We start from the raw sequence: 18100 nt of genomic DNA, 5'->3' as shown, positions 1-18100 counted from the left end.
CCCCTGCGCCCGATCAAATCCACGTAGACGTCAGAGACTGACGCCAGCCCAACGCGCGAAGCCCGACAACGTGTCGGTTCGACGGTGCTCGTCCCTGACCAGCACACGCAATGTCTCGTGCACCATCGGGTGATAGCGGGTTTGGGTGGGCGCGACTTCCCTCGCCTTCGCGAGTGAGGCGAAGGCCTTCCGCCGATCGCCGTGGATGAGCAGTCCGCGGGCAAGGTCGATGTAGTGGTGCCCCACACGTTCCTTTGGCGCGTCGCCGGGCAGAACAATCCGCTCGGCACGCTTGATCGCCTCGGTTCCGTCGAGCAGTTCGACGGCCAGGCCGACCGACCAGATGCCCACGTTCGTTGGACCGAAGCAGAGGCGGTAGTCGTCGCGGTCCACGCCGAGGCGCCCCGCCGCTTCCTGTGCGTGGGCGAGGTGGTCATACGCGAGGTCGCGTTGTCCCGATCGCGCTGCGGCGAGGCCGGACTTCAAGTGCAGGTTGCCCCAGGTCGCGATGGTCGGCAGGTCGTTCCCACCGATCTGGTCTTCGATCCGGGATCGACTGCGTTCGAGCAGCCTGAGTGCCGAACTCCAGTCGGCCGCGCAGATCATTTCGCCCGCACGTTGGTAGTCGCCGATCAAGACCGCCAGTTCGTCACCTGAGCGTTCCGCGGCCCACTCGTACCGGTCGACCGCGAGCGAGGCGAGGTCGATGTATCCGAGCTTGTATGCGAACTGGGAGGCCGCGTTATATGCCTCGGCTAGCAGTCCGAATGCTCGTTCCTTCGCGGAGCCCTCAAGGGTGTACGTCGCTGCTCGAAGCTCCTGAAGCAAGCCAGGGATCTCCGCGCCGAGCTTGTCCAGGTTCACGGCGTGGCGGAGCTGCGACGCCTCGTCGACCGCTTGAGCCAGGTTGTCAAGGTCTCGGACATGCACGTCGTCATCTGGCCCAATGTTGTAGGCGGCGAGTTCACGTCGAATGACCGGGATGGCCCCATGCACTCGGTGTTCCTCGCGGTTGAGCCGGGGGTAAGGCAGTTCGAGGAGATCGGCAACGCCGACGTTCAGCGCGCGGGCGCATGCTGAGACGAACGCGGGCGAGGCTGGTGTGCTTCCCTGTTCGACCTTGCGAACCAGGCTGACCGAGAAGTTGGTGCGGCGGGCAAGTTCCTGCTGGCTCCAGCCGGCGAACTTGCGCCCGTCGGCTACGCGCTTGCCCACACCGGTCATGTCGTCGTTCACGGTGGACCTCCTAACTCCTGCCTCCCACGATGCCATCCGACCTCCCCATCACCCACCCTCCGTAAGGGCCTTGTCACTTCGTTGTCACTTCGCGCACGGGTTCGTCGACACGATCACTTCCAGTGACAGCCATCGCACGGTTGGCGAGGAAGGGAGACGATTGTGCAGGTCATGGGGGATATTCAGTCCCGCTCACGTCTCCGGAGCACGTCCCTGTCTTCCGTGTTTTCCGCGACCGCCCGTCCCCTCTCCTGCGCGGTGCCGGTCGCTCCTGGGTTGAGCGGGCCGCTTCCGACCGTTGGCACTCAAGCGGCCCGCTCCCCACTCTCTCCTGCACTCGGTCTGGCCGCGAGCCGGTACGCCACAGCTCACAGGTGGCCGGTCGAATGTGTCGCCGACGAGGTGGTCATGGAGTGCGGGAGCGTGGTTGACCTCCTGGCTATGCCGATGGGGCTCGCTGGCGAGGTCAACCACCTGTTGAAGCTGCACAACCTGTCGGCACCGGTGATGGAGGTGCGCGGCGACTCCGGTTCGACATGGGCGTTCTTCTGCTCGCCGCGCTACATGACACATGGCGAACAGACGCTGAAGACACTGGCACTTCATCGCGTCGAACACTTCGGATCGGGCGCTCGCGTCCCGCTTCCCCCAAGTCCCGCATGCAACGGGCATTCGCTCAGGTGGATCGAGGAGCCCTCAGAAGTCCCGTTGCCGCATTGGGCAGCCGTCGCATCCTGCGCGCTGCGCGCGATTCGGCGTTGACCCGTGGGTGCCGAACGGCTGGCCCCAAATCGACCCACCCGACTGCACCCCCGACAGCAGCCGGGTGTCACGGGCCAGGGCGTGCGCCTGCAACGACGCGGTGCACGTCCTGGCTCGACCAACAGCACGGAGATCACCGATGGAGACCGGAGACATAGTCGAGCGCATGCACACGAAGGGCGGCTTCAGGCGGCTGCCGCTCGTCAGCGAGGAGTCCGGACAGGTCGTCGGATGGCACCTCACGCGGTTCATGCGCGGCGGCTACCTGGACATCGTGCAGGTCTGGAATGACGGACGAGCGGTATGGAGTCGACTGCTCGACAGCTTGAGCGGACCGAGCCGTATCGCAGGGGCGACCGGCTCCCTTCCAGAAGTGATCGCAGTGCTCATGCCCGAGCGCGGACGGCACGCAACGCTCGATCCCTAGTGATCGAGCAAGTGCCACACCCAAAGACCTCCGGGGCTGCGGCAGCACACATCCATATGTGCGCTCACCCAAACCGCCGCACCTGATGAGGGGGAACGGCGGGACCAGACAGTTGTCCGGTCCCGCCGTTTCATTCTGTCCAGTTAGGTCAGTCAGTCACGCGCAGCCGTGCGCGAACCTGCCAGCCGTCCTCAGCCTTCGCGAACGTCGGCTCAAGACGATCGTGCCGTGGCTCGCCGAGCTCGTGCCACTCATCGACCAGCTCGGCGAGCATGTCGTAGGCCTCATCCGTTCCGGCGGAGAGAGCCGCGCCGTTCGGCAGCACCACCGCAATGCTGTTCTGCGTGCCCACACCGATGCCCCAGCCGATCGGACCGCCGAGGCTCGCCGGAGCGTCGGTGCGTGCGAGAACGAACGCGTTGAACGCCCACCTCGCCTCGGTGTCCACAGGCAGGAACCCGTCTCGCGGCGCGGCTCCGCGAACCTGGTCGAGCAGCCGGTCAGCGACGTCTTGCGGCTGCTCGTGTAGCACCTCCGCGCTGATCCACCACGGCGGACCGCCGTCGACCAGAAGGGACGCGTTCACGTAGCGGACGGGCAACCCGAGTTCGGTGATCACCTCGGGCGCCATCTCGATGAAGCTGCCGGGGTGGAACTCGCCGGCCTCGATCGTGTCGCCGACGACGCAGCGGATCAACGCGTTGGCCGATGCGACGTTCGCGAGCTTCACCGGTGACACGATCACCGCGCCGGCCGCGGCCTGCTCGATCCACGGTGCAGGAAGCACGTGGGGCGTCGTCCACGCCACGATCCGATCGAAAGGCGCGCCGGGCACCCAGCCCGCGAAGCCGTCGGCGGCGTGCACCTCGATGTTCGTGTTGTTAGCCCGCTTGTGGAGCTGGCGTGCGCGATCGACCAACCCCGCGTCGATGTCGATCGAGACGACGTGCCCGGACTCGCCGACGGCGTTGCTCAGCAACGCGCCGGAGTAACCCGAGCCGGTTCCGACCTCCAGCACCTGCGCGCCCGGCTTCAGGTCCAGCATGCCGAGCATGCTTTGAATCCGGTCATCGGCCGAACTCTGGGGAATAGTGCCCCCCTCGTCCGTTCGAACCCAGGTGTCGTAGTCGACGGCGGCGGCAGCCGCCGTGACGATGTCGCTCACGAGCTTCTCCGTTTCAGTTCTGTTAGAGGTGAGATTTCGAGCATCGTGCGGTAGTCCGCGGTGGAGTCGGCTTCGCCGATGGGCTGGCCGTCCAGATCGCAGATCCAGGCGTGGGAGGCGAATGGGGGTGTCCGTACTCCCATACGCCAGATGACACCTCGTCGCCGGAGTGACAGCAGTAGCAACGCGACAAGCGACCGTTCCAGGCAGGCCACACGAAACGGGATCAGCCTGCTCCCGGAGTCGATCCACCTGAGGACACGTTCAGCCTCGTTCACAGCAGCAGGGCGTTTTGCCCATGCGGAAAGCCACCGCGCCACTGCGGTCACGTACTTCAGCGGAAGGCAACGAAGGGCCAGCCCCACGATCAGTGCGCAACAGGCACCGGCCAACGTGCCTGCCAAAGCCGGTCGTTCAGGCGCACCGGTTGCCATAGGCGTGCTCATGGTTTGGTCCTGACGAGCTGGATCTGGGTTAGCTCTCCGACGAGGTGTTCGAGATCCGTCTTCACCTCGTCGGGGTCGACGCCGTAGAACGCGGCGACCGCTGCCACCGCGCGCTCGGTCTCGCCGTCGTGGTCCACGAGCGCTGACCACATCGCCGACGTCGTGGAGTTGCCGAGGTGCATCTTGCCGGTTCGTTCGGACATCACCGCGAAACTGCCGTCATCGAGGATGGTGCTCGATACGCCAGGCTCAACGAGTACGCGCAAGATGCCCCTCCTTCGGACGCGGTTGACTTGCCGGACGGCTGCGCTGCGCGCGCAGCCAAAGCTCCGTGCTGACAAGCTCGTCGAACGCACCGAGTGGAATCGAAAGCCCAGCAACGCCGGTGTCAATCGTCCATCGAACAGCTTCTTCGTCGACCAGCCCGCAGGCCGCGAGCTCAGAGTTAGTGAACAAGTCGTGCAGGAAGTCTGCGTTGCGTTTCAGACCCCGGTACGCCAAACCGGAGTAGTCCCCCTTGGTGGTGCGTTGTACCAAGGATGCCGGAACGAGGTCCGCCACCGCCTCAGCCAAGAGCGGTTTCGCCCGCTCGGGTGTTGTTCTGATCCAAGCCGCAGCCGACCAGCACGACCGGATCACCTCGTTGTCCAGGTAAGGCGCGTGGTGATTCACTCCCAGCCTGGCGGCTGTGTCGGCGTACAACCGTTGGCCGCGACCGAATCCGATCAGTGACAGCCAACTCGTGGAGTCACCGATGCCGAATCTGCCTGGCACAACTGGACCAACGGCAACGCCCGCGTACTCGTGCAGCTTCGACGCCACGAGCGCACGAGCTTCGGGAGTCAGCCAATCCACCGTCCTACTGGAGCCCAGCCACGTCACCAACGTGGCCCATCCCCTCGGTGTGGATTCACTGGTCACCAACTGAACTGCGAGTGTCCGAAGGGCATCCGAGTAGCTGGTACCCCGAAGCGCGAGCCCAGCCCTGACCAACGCATGCGAAGGCAGGTTGCGGAGCTTCGCCCAGCCGAGCGCGTGGCTCCACAACTGGCGAACAGACCGAGACGCAAGATCACCGAGATACGACGGAAGGGCCATCAGCACCGCGTCCCCGCCCTCGCCGCTCAGGTGCACGTCCGATTTCAGGCCCGCGATCCGTCGCAACCACCACGTTGTCCGTGCGGCGTTCGCCGCGAACGTCGTTGGCTCATCGGGCACCAGTACTGCGTCCAGATCCGAGTACGGCAACACACTGTCGGGAATGGACCATCGAAGATGACGCAGTCCAGGAACGGTCTCAGCGATACTCGTCGCCAACGCGGAGTCTTCGACGCCCGCGGCCTCCAGCGTGATGGCCGACAGTCCGGAAGGTGTCGCCCTGGCAGCGAGAACAGCCAGCGTTGACGAATCTAGACCACCGCTGAGGTCAGCAGTGGGACGCTCAGCCCCACTGACCCTGTCAGCGACCGCATGGCGGAGAGCCAAGGCCAAGCCAGCGCCAGCCGTATGCAGATCGGATAGCGGCTCGTCGAGGTTCACCAACGGCGAGGCCTCGACCTTCCCCGTCCGCGACGCGCGAAGAGCCCAACCTGGCCGGAGGGCATGAACCCCACGCCACGGAGACCCCGTCCACCACAAGTCGGAAGCCCTTGGCACCGTCAGGTATGCCGCGAGCCAGTCAGGAGCGACGACCTTCCCTGTTGATTCGGCGAGATGACTCGCATGCGATCCGAGCAGCAAGTCACCATCAAGGGTGTGCGTGTAGAACACCACACGCTGACCGGCGAGATCGCCGATCACGAACGCATCATCCGGTCCCACTGCGATCAACACGCAGCTACCACCCACACCTGACAGTGCATCAAGTTCGCCTCTGCCGACTCGGCGCGCCACACTCGCCAGTTCGGCATCAGTTGCGCCGCAGTAGCCGAGCACCATCAGCCGACAGTTCGGCGCATCGACCCTGCGAACCTGATCAGCAGGGCCAGACTGGCCGTGCGACAGCTGCAACCACGCAGCGTCCACAACGGACCAGTCTGGACCTTCCACTGCTGCGGTGCGGTGAAAGCTACGGTCGGCGGGACCCGCCAACCACCGCACGACGACGGTCGATCAGTAGTAGTACTTGTTCATGTCGGCGGTGTCGTCCGCGCCAGACCCGTTGGTCAAGGCGACAACCCCACCAGCCTCGGTGATCGAGGGCTTCTCGTACTTCTCGTTGCTAACAGACCCGCTCGGGGTCCAAGTACCGGCCGACATGGCCATTCCTTCCCCGTGCGCTCACCCACGACGGATCTTGGCGAAGCTCCCTCAGGAGCGCAACCCGCGAGCCCGCATGTAACCCGTTTGGGCCAGCAAGATCCACCCGGCGACGCCTGCGCGCTAGACCGCGCGCAACTACACGCCTCGCCGCACTCACATCATTCGCAACCGAACGCAATTAGATACATACGAATTCAATACAATCGACGTGATGCGTATCACGCACGCATCAGGGCAACCTGAATGCGATTACTTCCGCGGACGCAAGTATTCACGTTCGTCCATTCAGGACACAATGTCACTATTCGGTCCCGAATCAAGTAGATCATGCTCCTCACGTTGCGGTGTTGATCACTGTACCGACGGTGACCAGCGCGTTTCGCTTGACAGATCAACAAGCAGCGGGCATGTTGGAATGATCGTCAGCCGCCCAGGGGGTGGGCGGCGTGAGGGCCTGGGGGGCTCATGAGGAAGAGGCGTCGTCGTCGGCGCGGCTCACGAGCGGAGGAAGCGATGTTGTCGGTTTGGCTGGCGGAGATAATGTTCGCCGGATACCTGCGGGTATCCGGCGGATAAGTCCCGCTGACCGAATCCGCAATCGCTTTATGGCCGCTGGGGGCGGCCTCCGCAATGTCTACGAAGAACAGCACCACTGTGTCCGCTGCTGGCTCGGTCGCGCTGGACGACCTGGCCCAGACCGTCGAGCTGCTGCGGATCGTCGAAGAGTCGATCAAGAGTCAGAGCAAGGTCAAGGAAGAGCTGCGCTCCCAGTTGAAGGAGCGCCTGGGCGAGCTGGTGACGGGCACGATCAACGGGTTGGCCGTGGTCGAGTACACCAACGATTCGCGGGTGTTCACCTCGCCGAAGCTGGTTCAGGAGAGGTTCCCGGATGTCGCGCGCATGTGCGAGGACATCGTGCCGGTGCGCAAGTTCAAGTTGCTGCCTGCCGCGTGAGCACCCGGAGGAAGTCCGACCGGTCTCGGGGGATCGGTCGGGCTCGCTCTGGGGATGCCCCGGCCGTGCTGGGTGATCTCGCCGCTGAGATCGCCGAGCACCTGATCGGCCTGCCGCTGGACTACGGCACGACCATCGAGCAGATCGCCGCACTCCTGGCCGCCGAGCCACGCAACCGCGGAGCTGTGTGCGCGGTGACGGCCGTCATCGTCAACGACGCGTTGGCGGACCCGTTCCGTGAGACGACGTCGAACCGTTGGCGTGCGCGGATTCCGGCGTGGGTGGCGCCGCCGATGGTCGGTGTGACCGTGCGCCGCATGCTCTCGCTTGATGTCCTCGTGCGGACCGGCCGTTACGTGCGTTCGACCGACAGCAAGGGCAAGAACGGGGGGAAGTTGATGCCGATCTACGCGCTCAATCTCGCCGCGCCCGCGCTGATAGCGGCTCGCACCGCCGAGCAGTCCGCCGCCTGACCTTCTCTTCTTCGTTGCCGCGCACCGTCGCGCGGCTATCTCGTGCTGTCCGCACACAGTGATTCTTGTTATGGGGGAACGAAACCGTGGCACGCGACCACGCCCGCTTCTACCTGTCCATGTGGGATGACCCGGACTTCATCGCCCTGTCCGCGCTCGCCAAGCTCGTGTACGTCCAGTTGTGCATGCAGCGCAAGCTGTCCTACTCCGGTGAGCTCACCGTCTCGGTGAAGCGCTGGGCCAAGGCGCACCCGGACCAGGACACCGACAGCGTCCGGGCGGCGCTGGCCGAGCTGGACGCCGCCCGCTTCATCGTGGTGGACCACGACACGGACGAGCTGCTGATCCGGTCGTTCATCCGCTCGGACAAGCTGTTCAAGCAGCCCAACGTGTTGCGGGCCGCGCTGCGGTCCGCGTTCGAGATCGAGAGCCCGCTTCTTCGCCGTGCGCTGGCGTCCGAGCTGCGGCGGTTGCCGGTCGAGATCACCGGGCCGTCGCCGGCCGTCGCCGCGGACGAGCTGGAGGCGGGCGCGCGCGAGCTGCCCGCGTCGGTCATGGCCGCGATGACGCAACGGGGCTCGACCCGCACCGCGCCCACCCCAACCGCGCCCGCCACGAGCACGGGCGGGACGGTCGCCACCGGCTCGGCGCCCGCGCTCGACACGGCACCGCCGACCGTGACCGCACCTGCGGCGAACGGTTCGGAGAACCCTTCCGGGAACCCCTCGCCGAACCCTTCCGCGAACCCTTCGCCGCGAGGTCGGGGAGAAGGGAGTAGGGAGATGGAGACTGGAGAACTTCGTCTTTCGTTGGTTGAAACTCCAGTGGGTGTCCCCGCGCCTGCGCCTGCGCACACGAGCGCGGACACGCCCGCGCCCGCGCGTACACGCGAGGCCGCGCCGGACGCCGGGGAATCCGCCGATGCCGCCGCCCTCGCCGATCCGGATCGCGTACTCGAGGCGTCTTCGGTGCGGCAGCTGCGCCGCCAGGAAGCCGAGCGTCTGGTGACCCTGCACAGCCCACGCCAGCCCCGGCAGGTTCTCGACCGGCTGCGCGGCGAGGTGATCGGGCTGCTGCGCGACCAGGTCGAGCCCGCGGCCATCGCGGAGGGTCTGCGGCTGTGGGCGGGCAAGCGCCTGGCCGTCTCGATGCTGCCGGAGCTGGTCGGCGAGGTGATGCGCGCCCGCACCGTCAACGCCACGCCGCAGGATCGCCAGCGTGAGCGCGTGATGGCGGCGACCTGGGAGGCGATCCGGGCCGACGCGATCGCCGAGGACGACCGCAGCCCGATCGGCCTGGCGGTGCGCGACGAGCTGCCCGCCCACGCCGATGCCGCGACGCTGGACGCGATCCTGGAACGCGCGCTGCACGAGACCACCGGTCTCGGCACGCCCGACCCGGCCGAGCTGGGGGCGGCGGCGTGAGCGACCGCAACGCGCAGCAGCTCACCCGCAACGCCATGCGGGCGCTGCTGGCGCACTACCGGATCACGCCCGGCGACACCGCGCCCGAGGACGTGGTGACCGAGTGGCTGCGGGAGCTGCGCGGCCGGAGCGTCGGTGAGTGCCACGCCGCGTTGAGCTCGTTGCCGCTCAACCGGGTCCAGCACGTGACGGCGGGCGAGGTGGCCCGGCTGATCACGCTGGCGCGGTCTCGGCCGGCCGCCACGGGCACGCCGAGCTCAGCCCGGCCACCTCGACCGCGCGACCGGGCCGCCGACAAGGCGGCGGGCGCGCGCGGCATCGGCACGGTCTACGAGCTGATGGGCTGGACCGGCCACGAGAAGCACGCTCTCGCCCGCACGGTGCCGTGCCCGTTCTGCAGGGCCTCGGCCGGTGTCCCGTGCAGCCCGCTGACCCGCAACCGCCTGCGCCAGCGCGAGATCCGCGACCGCGAGACCCGGATGCACCCGTCCCGCCTGCGCGCCGCAGAGGAACGCAAGCGCGCCAACTCCACTTCGTCCGGCGCCGCCGCGTCCGGCACCACGCAAGGAGCTTCCGCATGACCGCCGCACGCCTGTACGCCGCTGACGAGGTTGTCCACACCGACACCGACATTGTCCCCAGGTTTGTCCCCAGCCGTGACGAGGCCGCGACCGCGCGCCTGGCCTGGGAGGTCGCTGTGGACCAGCTCGTCCGGCCCGGCCTGCACACCGTGCACCGCGCGAACGGCACCACCGAGACCGCCGAGGTGCTGACCCTGCTGCGCCAGGTCGAGGAAGCCGTATTGCCCGGCTCGGCGGTCACCGGCAAGCCGTCGCAGGGTTCCCGGCCTCCGGCGAGCCTGGGCGCGCTGTCGCTGCTGGCCTCGATCCGCCGCGAGGTCCGGCAGTGCTGCCGCACCCACGACCACCCGCAGTGGACCACGCTCACCGAGCAGGTGCGGGCCTGGGCCGAGCACGCCGAGCACTGGCAGCACGCCGCCCCGGACTACGTGGTCTGGGCCGCCGAGGAGTCCACGCGGTGGGTCGCGCAGGCCCGCCAGCTCCTCGACCCCGAACCGCGGCTTCCGCTGCGCGGGCGGGCCTGCCCGGTCTGCCGCGTCGACGTCGTACAGGTCTGGTCCGACGACGAAGGCGACTACGTCCGCCGCCCGGCACTGCGCATCGACGCCGACCAGGTGGAAGCCGTATGCGCCGCCTGCGGGCAGCGGTGGGGCCTGGACGTCTGGGCGCAGCTGAACACGATGCTGGACCAGCAGCTCACCCACGAAACCCTCGCCGTGACCGGGAACACACTCGGTGACGACGCCGAGTAGTTGACCTTCAGTCGTTTCAGTCGGCATAATGGTCAGCACTGGGACACGTGTGCCCAGAACCCCCCAACCCGATGCCCGTCGCACCTCCCCCCGGTGCGGCGGGCATCGTGGCGTTGCCGGATACCGCGTCAGTACGGCGGCTCCACCTCGCCCTTCTGCCGCTTCTTCGTCTGATCGCTCCTAACGAAGTGCTGCATGGCGATCGTGCCGACACGCGGCACGTGGACTTCGTAGGTCACCAGCCCGAGCCACAGCGTCGGCGCCATGCGCACCGCGAAAGGCACCTCGGCCACGGCCAGGCCGTCCAAGCTCATCCCGCGTGCCGACGCCGGCCAGATCGAGTCGGACGCGCCGAGAAGCGAGCGCCGCACCTCGCCCAGGTCGACCCAGGTCGGCTGTGGCTCGTCGTAGACGTGCAACAGCTTCTTCCTCGACCGCTCCACTTGCTCGAACATGCGTTCGATCGTGCGTCACCGACCTAACCGGACGCAACTCACGCGACCAACAGACCTTCCAGTCCCGAAGACGCTGGCGCCCGTCCCCGCCGCCGTCTTCGCCCGCGGGCGGCGGCGCACCGCTGCACGTCGTGACCGTTCCCCGTCACGCCGAGCGCGACGCCGCCGCCCGCCTCCCCTCACGCCTCGTCCCGCGGACCCATGCCGGCCGCCTCGTCGAGGGTCGCTCGTCGCCGAGCCGCCCGCCGACGCTAACCACGGCGCACCTATCCGGCCGCGCTCGACCCGATGGGAACCCGATTCTCAGCACGTGGTCCGAGTAAAGAATTTCCTTGGTGCACGTCCACCTATTTCCGCTGGTCAGAAATGTGCGCGACACACTCTCAAAAACAGTTTCTTGAATACGCTCCATTCGCTTGCCCGATTCCATGAATTGGGAGATCATGGTTTTGCAAGTGAGTCAGCCCCGGTGCTAGCACACCGGATCTGATCAGGAATGAGAGGAAAACCAGAGGTTATGAACCCTAGGAAGACTTTGGCCGTCCGGATATCTGCCAATCCGGATGAGAGGCTGTTTGGGGCAGGGTGCTTTGAGAGTGCCGATGTTCAGAACCTGCCGGATCTGTGCCAGATGATGTTGAACAACATCATGGCCATGTCCGAGGACAAGTTCAGCATCCGGTACTACCCCAACAACCATGTTTCGCTGGTTGTGGGCAATGCCTACCCGCTTGAGAAGGGCTGGGAGTTCTACACCCCCGGTACCGATGCCCCTGATGAGGATGGGTCGCTGGGCGGAATCTACGAGTCCGCCATCAATCAGTACAACTGGTTCTGCCCGTGGGACATGGAGAACCCCGCACTCCGCCGATTCACCCTGTGCGGAATCCGGTTCCTGGGCTTCCCTGACTCCAAGGACATGACCGGGGTGGGCAAGGTAGTCAGCCTGACCACCGACTGTGACTGCCAGCACCGGACCGTCCGGACCGCCCGCTAACAAGGGCAGAGGACCGGGGGTGAGCACTCACCCCCGGTCCGTGTCCGGGAAGGCCCACCATGTCCAACAAGGACGATACCGGCCGGAAATACGGGGCGTACTACGGCCGCACCCGGCTGATGAGTTTTGCCGAGCTGACCGAATGCATGTACCGAGTACTCACGCGGTCGGCCGATTCGGTCACCGTGCCGACCGGTACGGATTTCGCGCTCTGGCACAACGGCGAACAGAACATCGTGGTGAAGGTCATGAACCTGACCGACGATTTCCTGTTCATCGCACCGGGTTTGCACACGTGCGAGGCGGAAGAACTTCACAACTCGATTGAGGAGTTCTTCGAGAAGTTCAACTGGACCCATCCGGACGACGGATTGGATCGGCGGTTCTTCTGCACCGTGCATCTCCTGAGTGAAGCACAGCAACGCGCGCGCGATCACCAGCCGGGGCTGTTCTTGTCCGCAGCCAAGTCCTGACCGCCGCTTTGTCACCGAGGACGCCAGGCCGAAAAGAAAGGCCCTGGCGGCTGCTAGCACAGCCCCAGGGTGTGGTCTGGCGTCCTCGCGGAGCGAAAACCGAAACGGAAACTCCGAGAGGACGTCTGACGTGGGTGAGAGTACTCCACCGCTGGACGCGTTGTCTGCCGCCGAGGCGGGCGAACGCTACCTGTACGCGGTCAACCTGAGTGACCAGCAACTCACCGCCCTGCACCAGACCTTGAGCCTGGACACGCACGTGATGAACGTGCTGTGCCTGCTGTATCTGGATCTGGGAACCGCGATGGTGCGGGAGCGCACCGATCCGATGGCCGTCTACCAGTGCCGAGAGTACGGATGGGTGAGCGGGGACACCCGGCTCAAGCTCACCGCCGAGGGCCTGGCGGCGTGGTGGCAGTGGAAGAACGCCGTCACCCCTCACCGGCGCGACCCGCGCTTTCAGCAGTTGTGGCAGGACGTGACCGGATGGTGAACAAGCACACCGCCCCCGATGCCATCCCGGCCGTGCACCCGGACGCGCAGAGCGTTCCGGCGATGCGGGGCACCGACGAGCGCCCAGCGCTCGTGCAGGACGAGCGGCCCGTCGAACCCGGCCCCATCACCCGCGACTCCAAGACCTTCCTGAAGCTGGCCGAGGACACGCAGGTGCGCCGGGTCCTGTGGATGTTGGCCGTGGGCTTCACCTGGCCGTGGCTGCTGGAGGACGCCACGACACCGGCCGCCCGGAACCGGGCGATCAGGCGCGGGCTCGTGGCCCCGCCCGTGGGTGCGCGGGGAGCCGAGCTGGTCCCCTACCACCTCACCGACGCGGGCCGCGCCGAGCTTCTGGCGTGGGTACAGGACATCACCCCGCACCGGGGCGTGCGCGACGTGGACGTGCTGTGGATCGAGGTGACCGCGAGATAGGCCCGCCCGGCGGCGGCCGTCCTGGTCGCCGCCGGGCTTTCACCGATCACATCGTGTTGACGCACAAGGGGAAAGTCGTTGACGAACAAGATCGTGTACATCCGGATGAGCAGTGACCCCAGGCCGACGTGCCCGTGTGGCCTGTTCCACAGCCTCGAAGCACAGCAGACGTGGGCGGAGCGCGCGGCCGAGCTCACCGGGTACGGCGCGGGCGTGCGGGGAGCGACGGCCGAGCGCGCGACGATGCTGCGCGCACAGCTGGAACGTGACCGCCGGGCGGTGAACGTGTTGGGGCTCATCGCAAGCCTCGACGGTGACGCCGCGCTCGTGAGGCTGGCCACCACCGCCGAGGAGGTGATGGACCTGCTCACCCGCGACATGCTGAACTACTGCCGCGAACACAACCGATTCTCTGTGACGATGATCGGCTACGCCGTCGGCTGGACGTGGACCCTCACGGAATCCGAACTGGCGCGCATCGAACGAAACCTCAGGATGCGCGCGATCGTCCGCCAGGCGCTGACGCGGATTCAGGACAGGCGTGCGCACGACGACAATTGATCACGAGGGCTCGACGGTGCGCGGGTTGTCCGGCAGGATGGCACGCGTTCCTCTGTGAGCTGGTGAGACAACACGCATGAGGACACGGAAAGGCCTGCGAACCCCGTTCGCAGGCCTTTTCTTTTCCCGCGATCCGTCGCTGAAGATCGTAAAACAATGCGTTAACCCATTCGTCGTCACTTTGTCTGGGAACTCCCCGAATTGCTTGTGAGGGCCGGAAATGCCGCTATGTTTGTGGTGTCTCCCGCTCACACCGAACAGCACCACTGAATGAGTGCTGTCCGAGCAATCAGAGGAAATCCGAACAATGACCACACCGGTTGACCCTGCCCAGAAGACCCCTGCCGCCAAGCCTGCCACCAAGGCCGCTGCAAAGCCCGTAGCAGCCAAGCCTGCCGCTAAGGCCACCAAGGCTCCCGCCAAGGCCCCGGCAAAGACTCCGGCAGCCAAGGCCCCGGCTCAGGCTCCGGCCAAGCCAGCAGCCGCCAAGGCCCCGGCTGACAAGTCCAGCAGCACCAAGGCCGCACCCGCCAAGGGCACTCCCGCCAAGGCCGAGGCCAAGGCCAAGCCGGTTGCCGTGGTGGAGCCGATCAAGCCGGGGAAGGACGCCTGGGCGCGGCTCGCGACTCAGGTCAATGGCTCCCGCTCGGTGACCGAGCTGCTGAAGAAGGCCGAGTTGTCCGGCTGGAACGTGAAGGTGCAACCGGCGGTGACGCTGGCCGAGACGGACAACTGCACCGAGTGCGAGGCCCCGGCAGGCGAGAAGCACAAGAAGAACTGCCTGATGCTGGAGGACGTCCCCAACGACACCGGCCTGGTCGACCCGGAGCACACGGCCGTGCCGCTGGAGATGGACAACACGTGGGGGCTGGTCCGCCCGCACCCCGACGCCCCGCACCGCCGGAAGTTCATCAGCTCCACCAACTCGAACAAGGTGCCGGTTCCGATCGAGGTCCGGGGCGAGATGCTGACCTCGATCATGAAAGACACCAAGGCCAAGACCGGACCGGCCGGACCGTTGTGGAACGACAAGGCCGCGTTCGCCAGCATCCGGATTCCCGAACCGCTCATGGTGGGTGGCAAAGACCCGGTTGAGTTCCGGGTGGTCCTGCTCAACTCCCTGGTGACCGCCCGCAGTTCCAAGCTCATCATCAGCCCGGTCCGTGTGGCCACGCAGACCGTCCACCCGGTCGAGTTCCTGAAATGCCCCAACCACATCAACCTGAGCGCCACCGATGACGCGGACAAGCGGATCACCGAGACCAGTACCGGCCTGGACCTGCTCCACACCTACACGCAGTGGTTCACCGAATCCGCTGAGGCCCTGTACGCGCGGACACTGACGGCGGACGAGTTCAGCCAGTTCTGCAACACCTTGTTCCCGTACCCCGGTGACACCGGCACGCACGCCAAGCGCACCCGTCACCAGATGTGCATCAACCTCATGAGGATCATGTTTGAGGGCAAGGTGGACATCACCGAGAACATCGCGGGGACGGCGTGGGGAGCGCTGCAAGCCGCACTCACCGTGTGCCAGCAGTTCGACACCGAGACCGGTGAGACCGAGACCGACCGTGCGATGACCGCGTTGTTCACCGACAAGAACAACCCGAGCAAAACCGCCTGGCAGCTCGCCCGCCGGTTCGTGAAGGTGAGCTAGCCGCCCGGACCGCACAACCGAACACCGAACAGCCCCGGCATCCCCGATGCCGGGGCTGTCTCATGTCCGGGGGTGGCCATGCCGTCCCGTGCCGCCCGCCCGTGCACCCGTCCGGGGTGCCCGAACACCACCGCTACCGGTGGTCACTGCCAGCCGTGCCGTTCCCGTGGCCGCCGTGCGCACGGGACCAGCGCGCAGCGTGGCTACACCGCTGGCCACCGGTCCCGGTTCCGTCCCGCCGTGCTGGCCCGTGACCTGGTGTGCCGCTGTGACCGCCTGGACTGCCCTGCTCACACCGGCCGCCCGTGCCAGCAACCGGCCACCGTGGCCGATCACTGGCCGCTCACCCGCAGGGAGCTGGTAGCCGCTGGCCTGGACCCTGACCACCCTGCCCGTGGCCGTGGTCTGTGTGCCCCGTGCCATGCCAAGGCCACCGCCACCGATCCCCGGACCCGAGGAGGGTGGAACAGCCCGTGAGCCACGCCGCCGACGCCGCCCGCTCGGGCCGCACGCCACCCCCAGGGGAGGGACCCTTCCGCCGCGCAACGGGGCACAAGCCACTGAGGGCCGTTTGTCTGGGGTCAAGTTTTGCCGACGGCCGAACCCACGTCCGCGGAGCCGACCCGTGACCGCCGACGCCGGCCGCGACCCAGACGAATTGCTCGACGAGATCGAGCAGGCCGCCGACCAGGTGGCCGCGTGGACCGCACGCTGGGAATCCCTTGTACGCCAAGCCGTGCAACGTGGCATCGCGCAACGGCGGATCGCACCTCACGCGAACGTCGCGCAGTCCACGGTGTCCCGCCTGGCCGCCCGCGCGCACTCCCCCACCGACCGCCGTTCGTGATGCGCCACGCATCACACGATGCACACCGCATCACACGACCTGGAGGTGACCCGCTGCCCATCGAGATCGACGGCATCACGAGCTCCGAGCAGATCCGCGCCGAGCTCGCCGCCGAAGGAAAACCCGTTTTGCTCGGCTTCAGCCGGGGCAAGGACAGCATCGCCGCGTGGCTGGCGATGCGCGAAGCCGGGATCGAAGTCGTCCCCTACCACCTGTACCTGGTGCCGGGTCTGCGGTTCATCGAGGACAGCAGGAAGTTCTACGAGGACTTCTTCCAGACCCCGATCCTGAACCTGCCGCACCCGACGCTGTACCGGTGGCTCAACAGCCTGCTGTTCCAGCCGCCGGAGCGGGCGGCGGTGATCGAGGCCGCGCAGCTCCCGGAACCGACGTATGAGGAAGTCGCGGACATGATCCGGGAAGACCTGGGCCACGCGGGCGCCTGGAACGCCGACGGTGTGCGCGCCGCGGACTCGCCGAACCGGCGGATGGCGATGGTCACCCACGGCCCGAAGCGCGACAGCGTCCGCAAGGTCAGCATCGTGTGGGACTGGCGCATCGCTGACGTCCGCGACGCGCTCAAGCGCCACAACTGCCCGCTCCCAGAGGAATACACCTGGTTCGGCCGCAGCTTCGACGGCCTGGACTTCCGGTTCCTCGACCCGATCCGCCAGCACGCGCCCGACGACTACGAGCGGATCTTGCAGTGGTTCCCGCTCGCCGACCTGGAGGTGTTCCGCCGTAACCTCGCCGCCTGACCCCAACGCCGATCTCCTGGCACAGCTCAAGTCCACCGCCGTACTCGGCGGCCCCAGCTCGAACGCCGACCTGCTGGCGCAGCTCAACGCCGAACCCGAGCCCGATCCCCTGGCCGACGTCGAGTACTCCGGCGACCTCGCGGCCGACGCCGGCGCCGAGCTCGACGCGCTCGCGATCGGGTTCCGCGAACGCACCAAGCGCGAAGACGAGCGCTTCCGCCTCGCCACGGACTCCGAGTTCTGGTTCGCCTTCTGCTTCAAGTCGCGTGAGGAGAAAGACGCGTTTCTCGCCGCCGCGCGCCTGATGCACATCGGAGACAAGTACCTCGACGGCCGAGCCGCCGCCACCGTGCTCGGCGTCGACATGCCCACCACCGACACCGGAGAGGAGTGATTCCATGCGTCGTCGCCTCGGCCGCATGGTCGCGGGTGCGTTTCGACGCATCACGCGCCGCGCGTCCAGCCCGTCCCGAAGCCGTAGCTCGGGTTCTTAGCCCGCCGCGCAGGAGGGCGTCCCCATCGTGTGCCGCACAACGTCAGCGACATGTTGTGCGGCCACGTTTGGGTCCTCGTGTTCCCAGAGCGTCAAGAGCGTCCAGCCGACGCTTTCAAGAGCTTCTCTATTTCGAGCGTCTCGTATGACGTTCCGCTCGACTTTCGCTTGCCAATAGGCGCGATTGGTTGCTGGCTCTCGGTAGTGCTGTGGACACCTATGCCAGAAACAGCCATGAACCTCGACGGCAACTTTGGCCCGACGGAAGACAATATCGGGCTTGAAACGTACTTCCGGCAGAGGCTTCACGTGAAGTCGGTAGCGTAGACCCATCGCGTGAAGCGCTCGCCGAATAGCGACCTCCGGCTTGGTGTGACGACTCTTGTTTGCGCGCATGACTCTGCGCGCAGATTCAGAAGAAGCCCAAGCCTCATAACCCACGTTGAC

General features: G+C 66.5%; 23 protein-coding genes. 15 read left to right on the top strand and 8 right to left on the bottom strand.

Annotated elements, in window-relative coordinates; all coding sequences use genetic code 11:
* Nucleotides 1-30: 30 nt before the first annotated feature.
* Complete coding sequence (locus tag UK23_RS10665; protein ID WP_231114453.1) at nt 31-1236, bottom strand: helix-turn-helix domain-containing protein; 1206 nt, start codon at nt 1234-1236, stop codon at nt 31-33.
* 423 nt (nt 1237-1659) lie between these two features.
* On the opposite strand from UK23_RS10665, the gene UK23_RS51395 reads away from it, so the two are divergent.
* Together UK23_RS51395 and UK23_RS10660 are read left to right on the top strand one after the other, a co-directional pair.
* On the top strand, nt 1660-1998 hold the full coding sequence (locus UK23_RS51395) for a hypothetical protein (RefSeq protein WP_156213012.1): 339 nt from the start codon (nt 1660-1662) through the stop codon (nt 1996-1998).
* A 139-nt stretch (nt 1999-2137) separates the two neighbouring features.
* The gene (locus UK23_RS10660) at nt 2138-2425 is read left to right on the top strand and encodes a hypothetical protein (RefSeq protein ID WP_045311258.1); all 288 of its coding nucleotides are present in this window, start codon (nt 2138-2140) and stop codon (nt 2423-2425) included.
* Between the two features lie 148 nt (nt 2426-2573).
* On the opposite strand, the gene UK23_RS48490 is transcribed toward UK23_RS10660, so the two are convergent.
* The 5 genes from UK23_RS48490 to UK23_RS51390 all read right to left on the bottom strand — a co-directional run bounded on the left by UK23_RS48490 (nt 2574) and on the right by UK23_RS51390 (nt 6295).
* Nucleotides 2574-3590, bottom strand: a complete 1017-nt coding sequence (locus UK23_RS48490; RefSeq protein ID WP_052684541.1) for a protein-L-isoaspartate O-methyltransferase family protein — start codon at nt 3588-3590, stop codon at nt 2574-2576.
* Nucleotides 3587-4024 carry a lasso peptide biosynthesis B2 protein gene (locus tag UK23_RS54965; RefSeq protein WP_419503874.1) on the bottom strand — a complete coding sequence of 146 codons (438 nt, stop codon included), beginning with the start codon at nt 4022-4024 and terminating at the stop codon, nt 3587-3589. The genes UK23_RS48490 and UK23_RS54965 overlap by 4 nt, the downstream gene beginning before the upstream one ends.
* A gap of 8 nt (nt 4025-4032) precedes the next feature.
* Nucleotides 4033-4239, bottom strand: coding sequence for a PqqD family protein (locus UK23_RS10650; protein ID WP_045311257.1), 207 nt, complete (start codon nt 4237-4239; stop codon nt 4033-4035).
* 46 nt (nt 4240-4285) lie between these two features.
* On the bottom strand, nt 4286-6061 hold the full coding sequence (locus tag UK23_RS50110; protein WP_082114551.1) for an albusnodin/ikarugamycin family macrolactam cyclase: 1776 nt from the start codon (nt 6059-6061) through the stop codon (nt 4286-4288).
* Between the two features lie 87 nt (nt 6062-6148).
* Nucleotides 6149-6295 carry a lasso RiPP family leader peptide-containing protein gene (locus UK23_RS51390; RefSeq protein WP_156213010.1) on the bottom strand — a complete coding sequence of 49 codons (147 nt, stop codon included), beginning with the start codon at nt 6293-6295 and terminating at the stop codon, nt 6149-6151.
* A gap of 633 nt (nt 6296-6928) precedes the next feature.
* Here UK23_RS51390 and UK23_RS10640 point away from each other — a divergent pair.
* The 5 genes from UK23_RS10640 to UK23_RS10620 all read left to right on the top strand — a co-directional run bounded on the left by UK23_RS10640 (nt 6929) and on the right by UK23_RS10620 (nt 10482).
* Nucleotides 6929-7252, top strand: coding sequence for a hypothetical protein (locus tag UK23_RS10640; RefSeq protein ID WP_156213009.1), 324 nt, complete (start codon nt 6929-6931; stop codon nt 7250-7252).
* Nucleotides 7253-7317: 65 nt separating this feature from the next.
* Entirely contained in the window at nt 7318-7725 is a 408-nt protein-coding gene (locus UK23_RS10635) for a hypothetical protein (protein WP_045311254.1), read from the top strand.
* 86 nt (nt 7726-7811) lie between these two features.
* Nucleotides 7812-9149: a hypothetical protein gene (locus UK23_RS48485; protein WP_052684540.1), complete on the top strand. Its 1338-nt coding sequence runs from the start codon at nt 7812-7814 to the stop codon at nt 9147-9149.
* The gene (locus tag UK23_RS10625) at nt 9146-9730 is read left to right on the top strand and encodes a hypothetical protein (RefSeq protein WP_045311253.1); all 585 of its coding nucleotides are present in this window, start codon (nt 9146-9148) and stop codon (nt 9728-9730) included. Before UK23_RS48485 ends, UK23_RS10625 begins: the two co-directional genes overlap by 4 nt.
* Nucleotides 9727-10482 carry a DUF7341 domain-containing protein gene (locus UK23_RS10620; RefSeq protein WP_045311252.1) on the top strand — a complete coding sequence of 252 codons (756 nt, stop codon included), beginning with the start codon at nt 9727-9729 and terminating at the stop codon, nt 10480-10482. The genes UK23_RS10625 and UK23_RS10620 overlap by 4 nt, the downstream gene beginning before the upstream one ends.
* 128 nt (nt 10483-10610) lie before the next feature.
* Here UK23_RS10620 and UK23_RS10615 read toward each other — a convergent pair whose 3' ends face one another.
* Entirely contained in the window at nt 10611-10937 is a 327-nt protein-coding gene (locus tag UK23_RS10615) for a hypothetical protein (protein ID WP_045311251.1), read from the bottom strand.
* A gap of 517 nt (nt 10938-11454) precedes the next feature.
* On the opposite strand from UK23_RS10615, the gene UK23_RS10610 reads away from it, so the two are divergent.
* The 8 genes from UK23_RS10610 to UK23_RS10575 all read left to right on the top strand — a co-directional run bounded on the left by UK23_RS10610 (nt 11455) and on the right by UK23_RS10575 (nt 17160).
* Nucleotides 11455-11934, top strand: coding sequence for a hypothetical protein (locus UK23_RS10610; RefSeq protein WP_045311250.1), 480 nt, complete (start codon nt 11455-11457; stop codon nt 11932-11934).
* Between the two features lie 59 nt (nt 11935-11993).
* Nucleotides 11994-12407 (top strand): hypothetical protein, encoded by a 414-nt coding sequence (locus tag UK23_RS10605; protein WP_045311249.1) that lies wholly within the window; start codon nt 11994-11996, stop codon nt 12405-12407.
* Between the two features lie 130 nt (nt 12408-12537).
* Nucleotides 12538-12900, top strand: coding sequence for a hypothetical protein (locus UK23_RS10600; RefSeq protein WP_045311248.1), 363 nt, complete (start codon nt 12538-12540; stop codon nt 12898-12900).
* On the top strand, nt 12894-13334 hold the full coding sequence (locus tag UK23_RS10595) for a hypothetical protein (RefSeq protein WP_045311247.1): 441 nt from the start codon (nt 12894-12896) through the stop codon (nt 13332-13334). Before UK23_RS10600 ends, UK23_RS10595 begins: the two co-directional genes overlap by 7 nt.
* Before the next feature lie 78 nt (nt 13335-13412).
* Nucleotides 13413-13895: a hypothetical protein gene (locus UK23_RS10590; protein WP_045311246.1), complete on the top strand. Its 483-nt coding sequence runs from the start codon at nt 13413-13415 to the stop codon at nt 13893-13895.
* 307 nt (nt 13896-14202) lie between these two features.
* Nucleotides 14203-15555: a DUF932 domain-containing protein gene (locus tag UK23_RS10585; RefSeq protein ID WP_045311245.1), complete on the top strand. Its 1353-nt coding sequence runs from the start codon at nt 14203-14205 to the stop codon at nt 15553-15555.
* 625 nt (nt 15556-16180) lie between these two features.
* Nucleotides 16181-16402 carry a hypothetical protein gene (locus UK23_RS10580; RefSeq protein ID WP_045311244.1) on the top strand — a complete coding sequence of 74 codons (222 nt, stop codon included), beginning with the start codon at nt 16181-16183 and terminating at the stop codon, nt 16400-16402.
* A complete protein-coding gene (locus UK23_RS10575; RefSeq protein ID WP_196777688.1) occupies nt 16402-17160 on the top strand; it encodes a hypothetical protein in 759 nt (252 codons plus the stop codon). The genes UK23_RS10580 and UK23_RS10575 overlap by 1 nt, the downstream gene beginning before the upstream one ends.
* A gap of 490 nt (nt 17161-17650) precedes the next feature.
* Here UK23_RS10575 and UK23_RS50100 read toward each other — a convergent pair whose 3' ends face one another.
* Nucleotides 17651-18094, bottom strand: coding sequence for a very short patch repair endonuclease (locus tag UK23_RS50100; protein ID WP_269112262.1), 444 nt, complete (start codon nt 18092-18094; stop codon nt 17651-17653).
* Nucleotides 18095-18100 lie beyond the last annotated feature (6 nt).

This window comes from Lentzea aerocolonigenes, assembly GCF_000955955.1.
Taxonomy (GTDB): Bacteria; Actinomycetota; Actinomycetes; order Mycobacteriales; family Pseudonocardiaceae; genus Lentzea; species Lentzea aerocolonigenes_A.
This window is presented reverse-complemented; position numbering and strand designations above follow the sequence as displayed.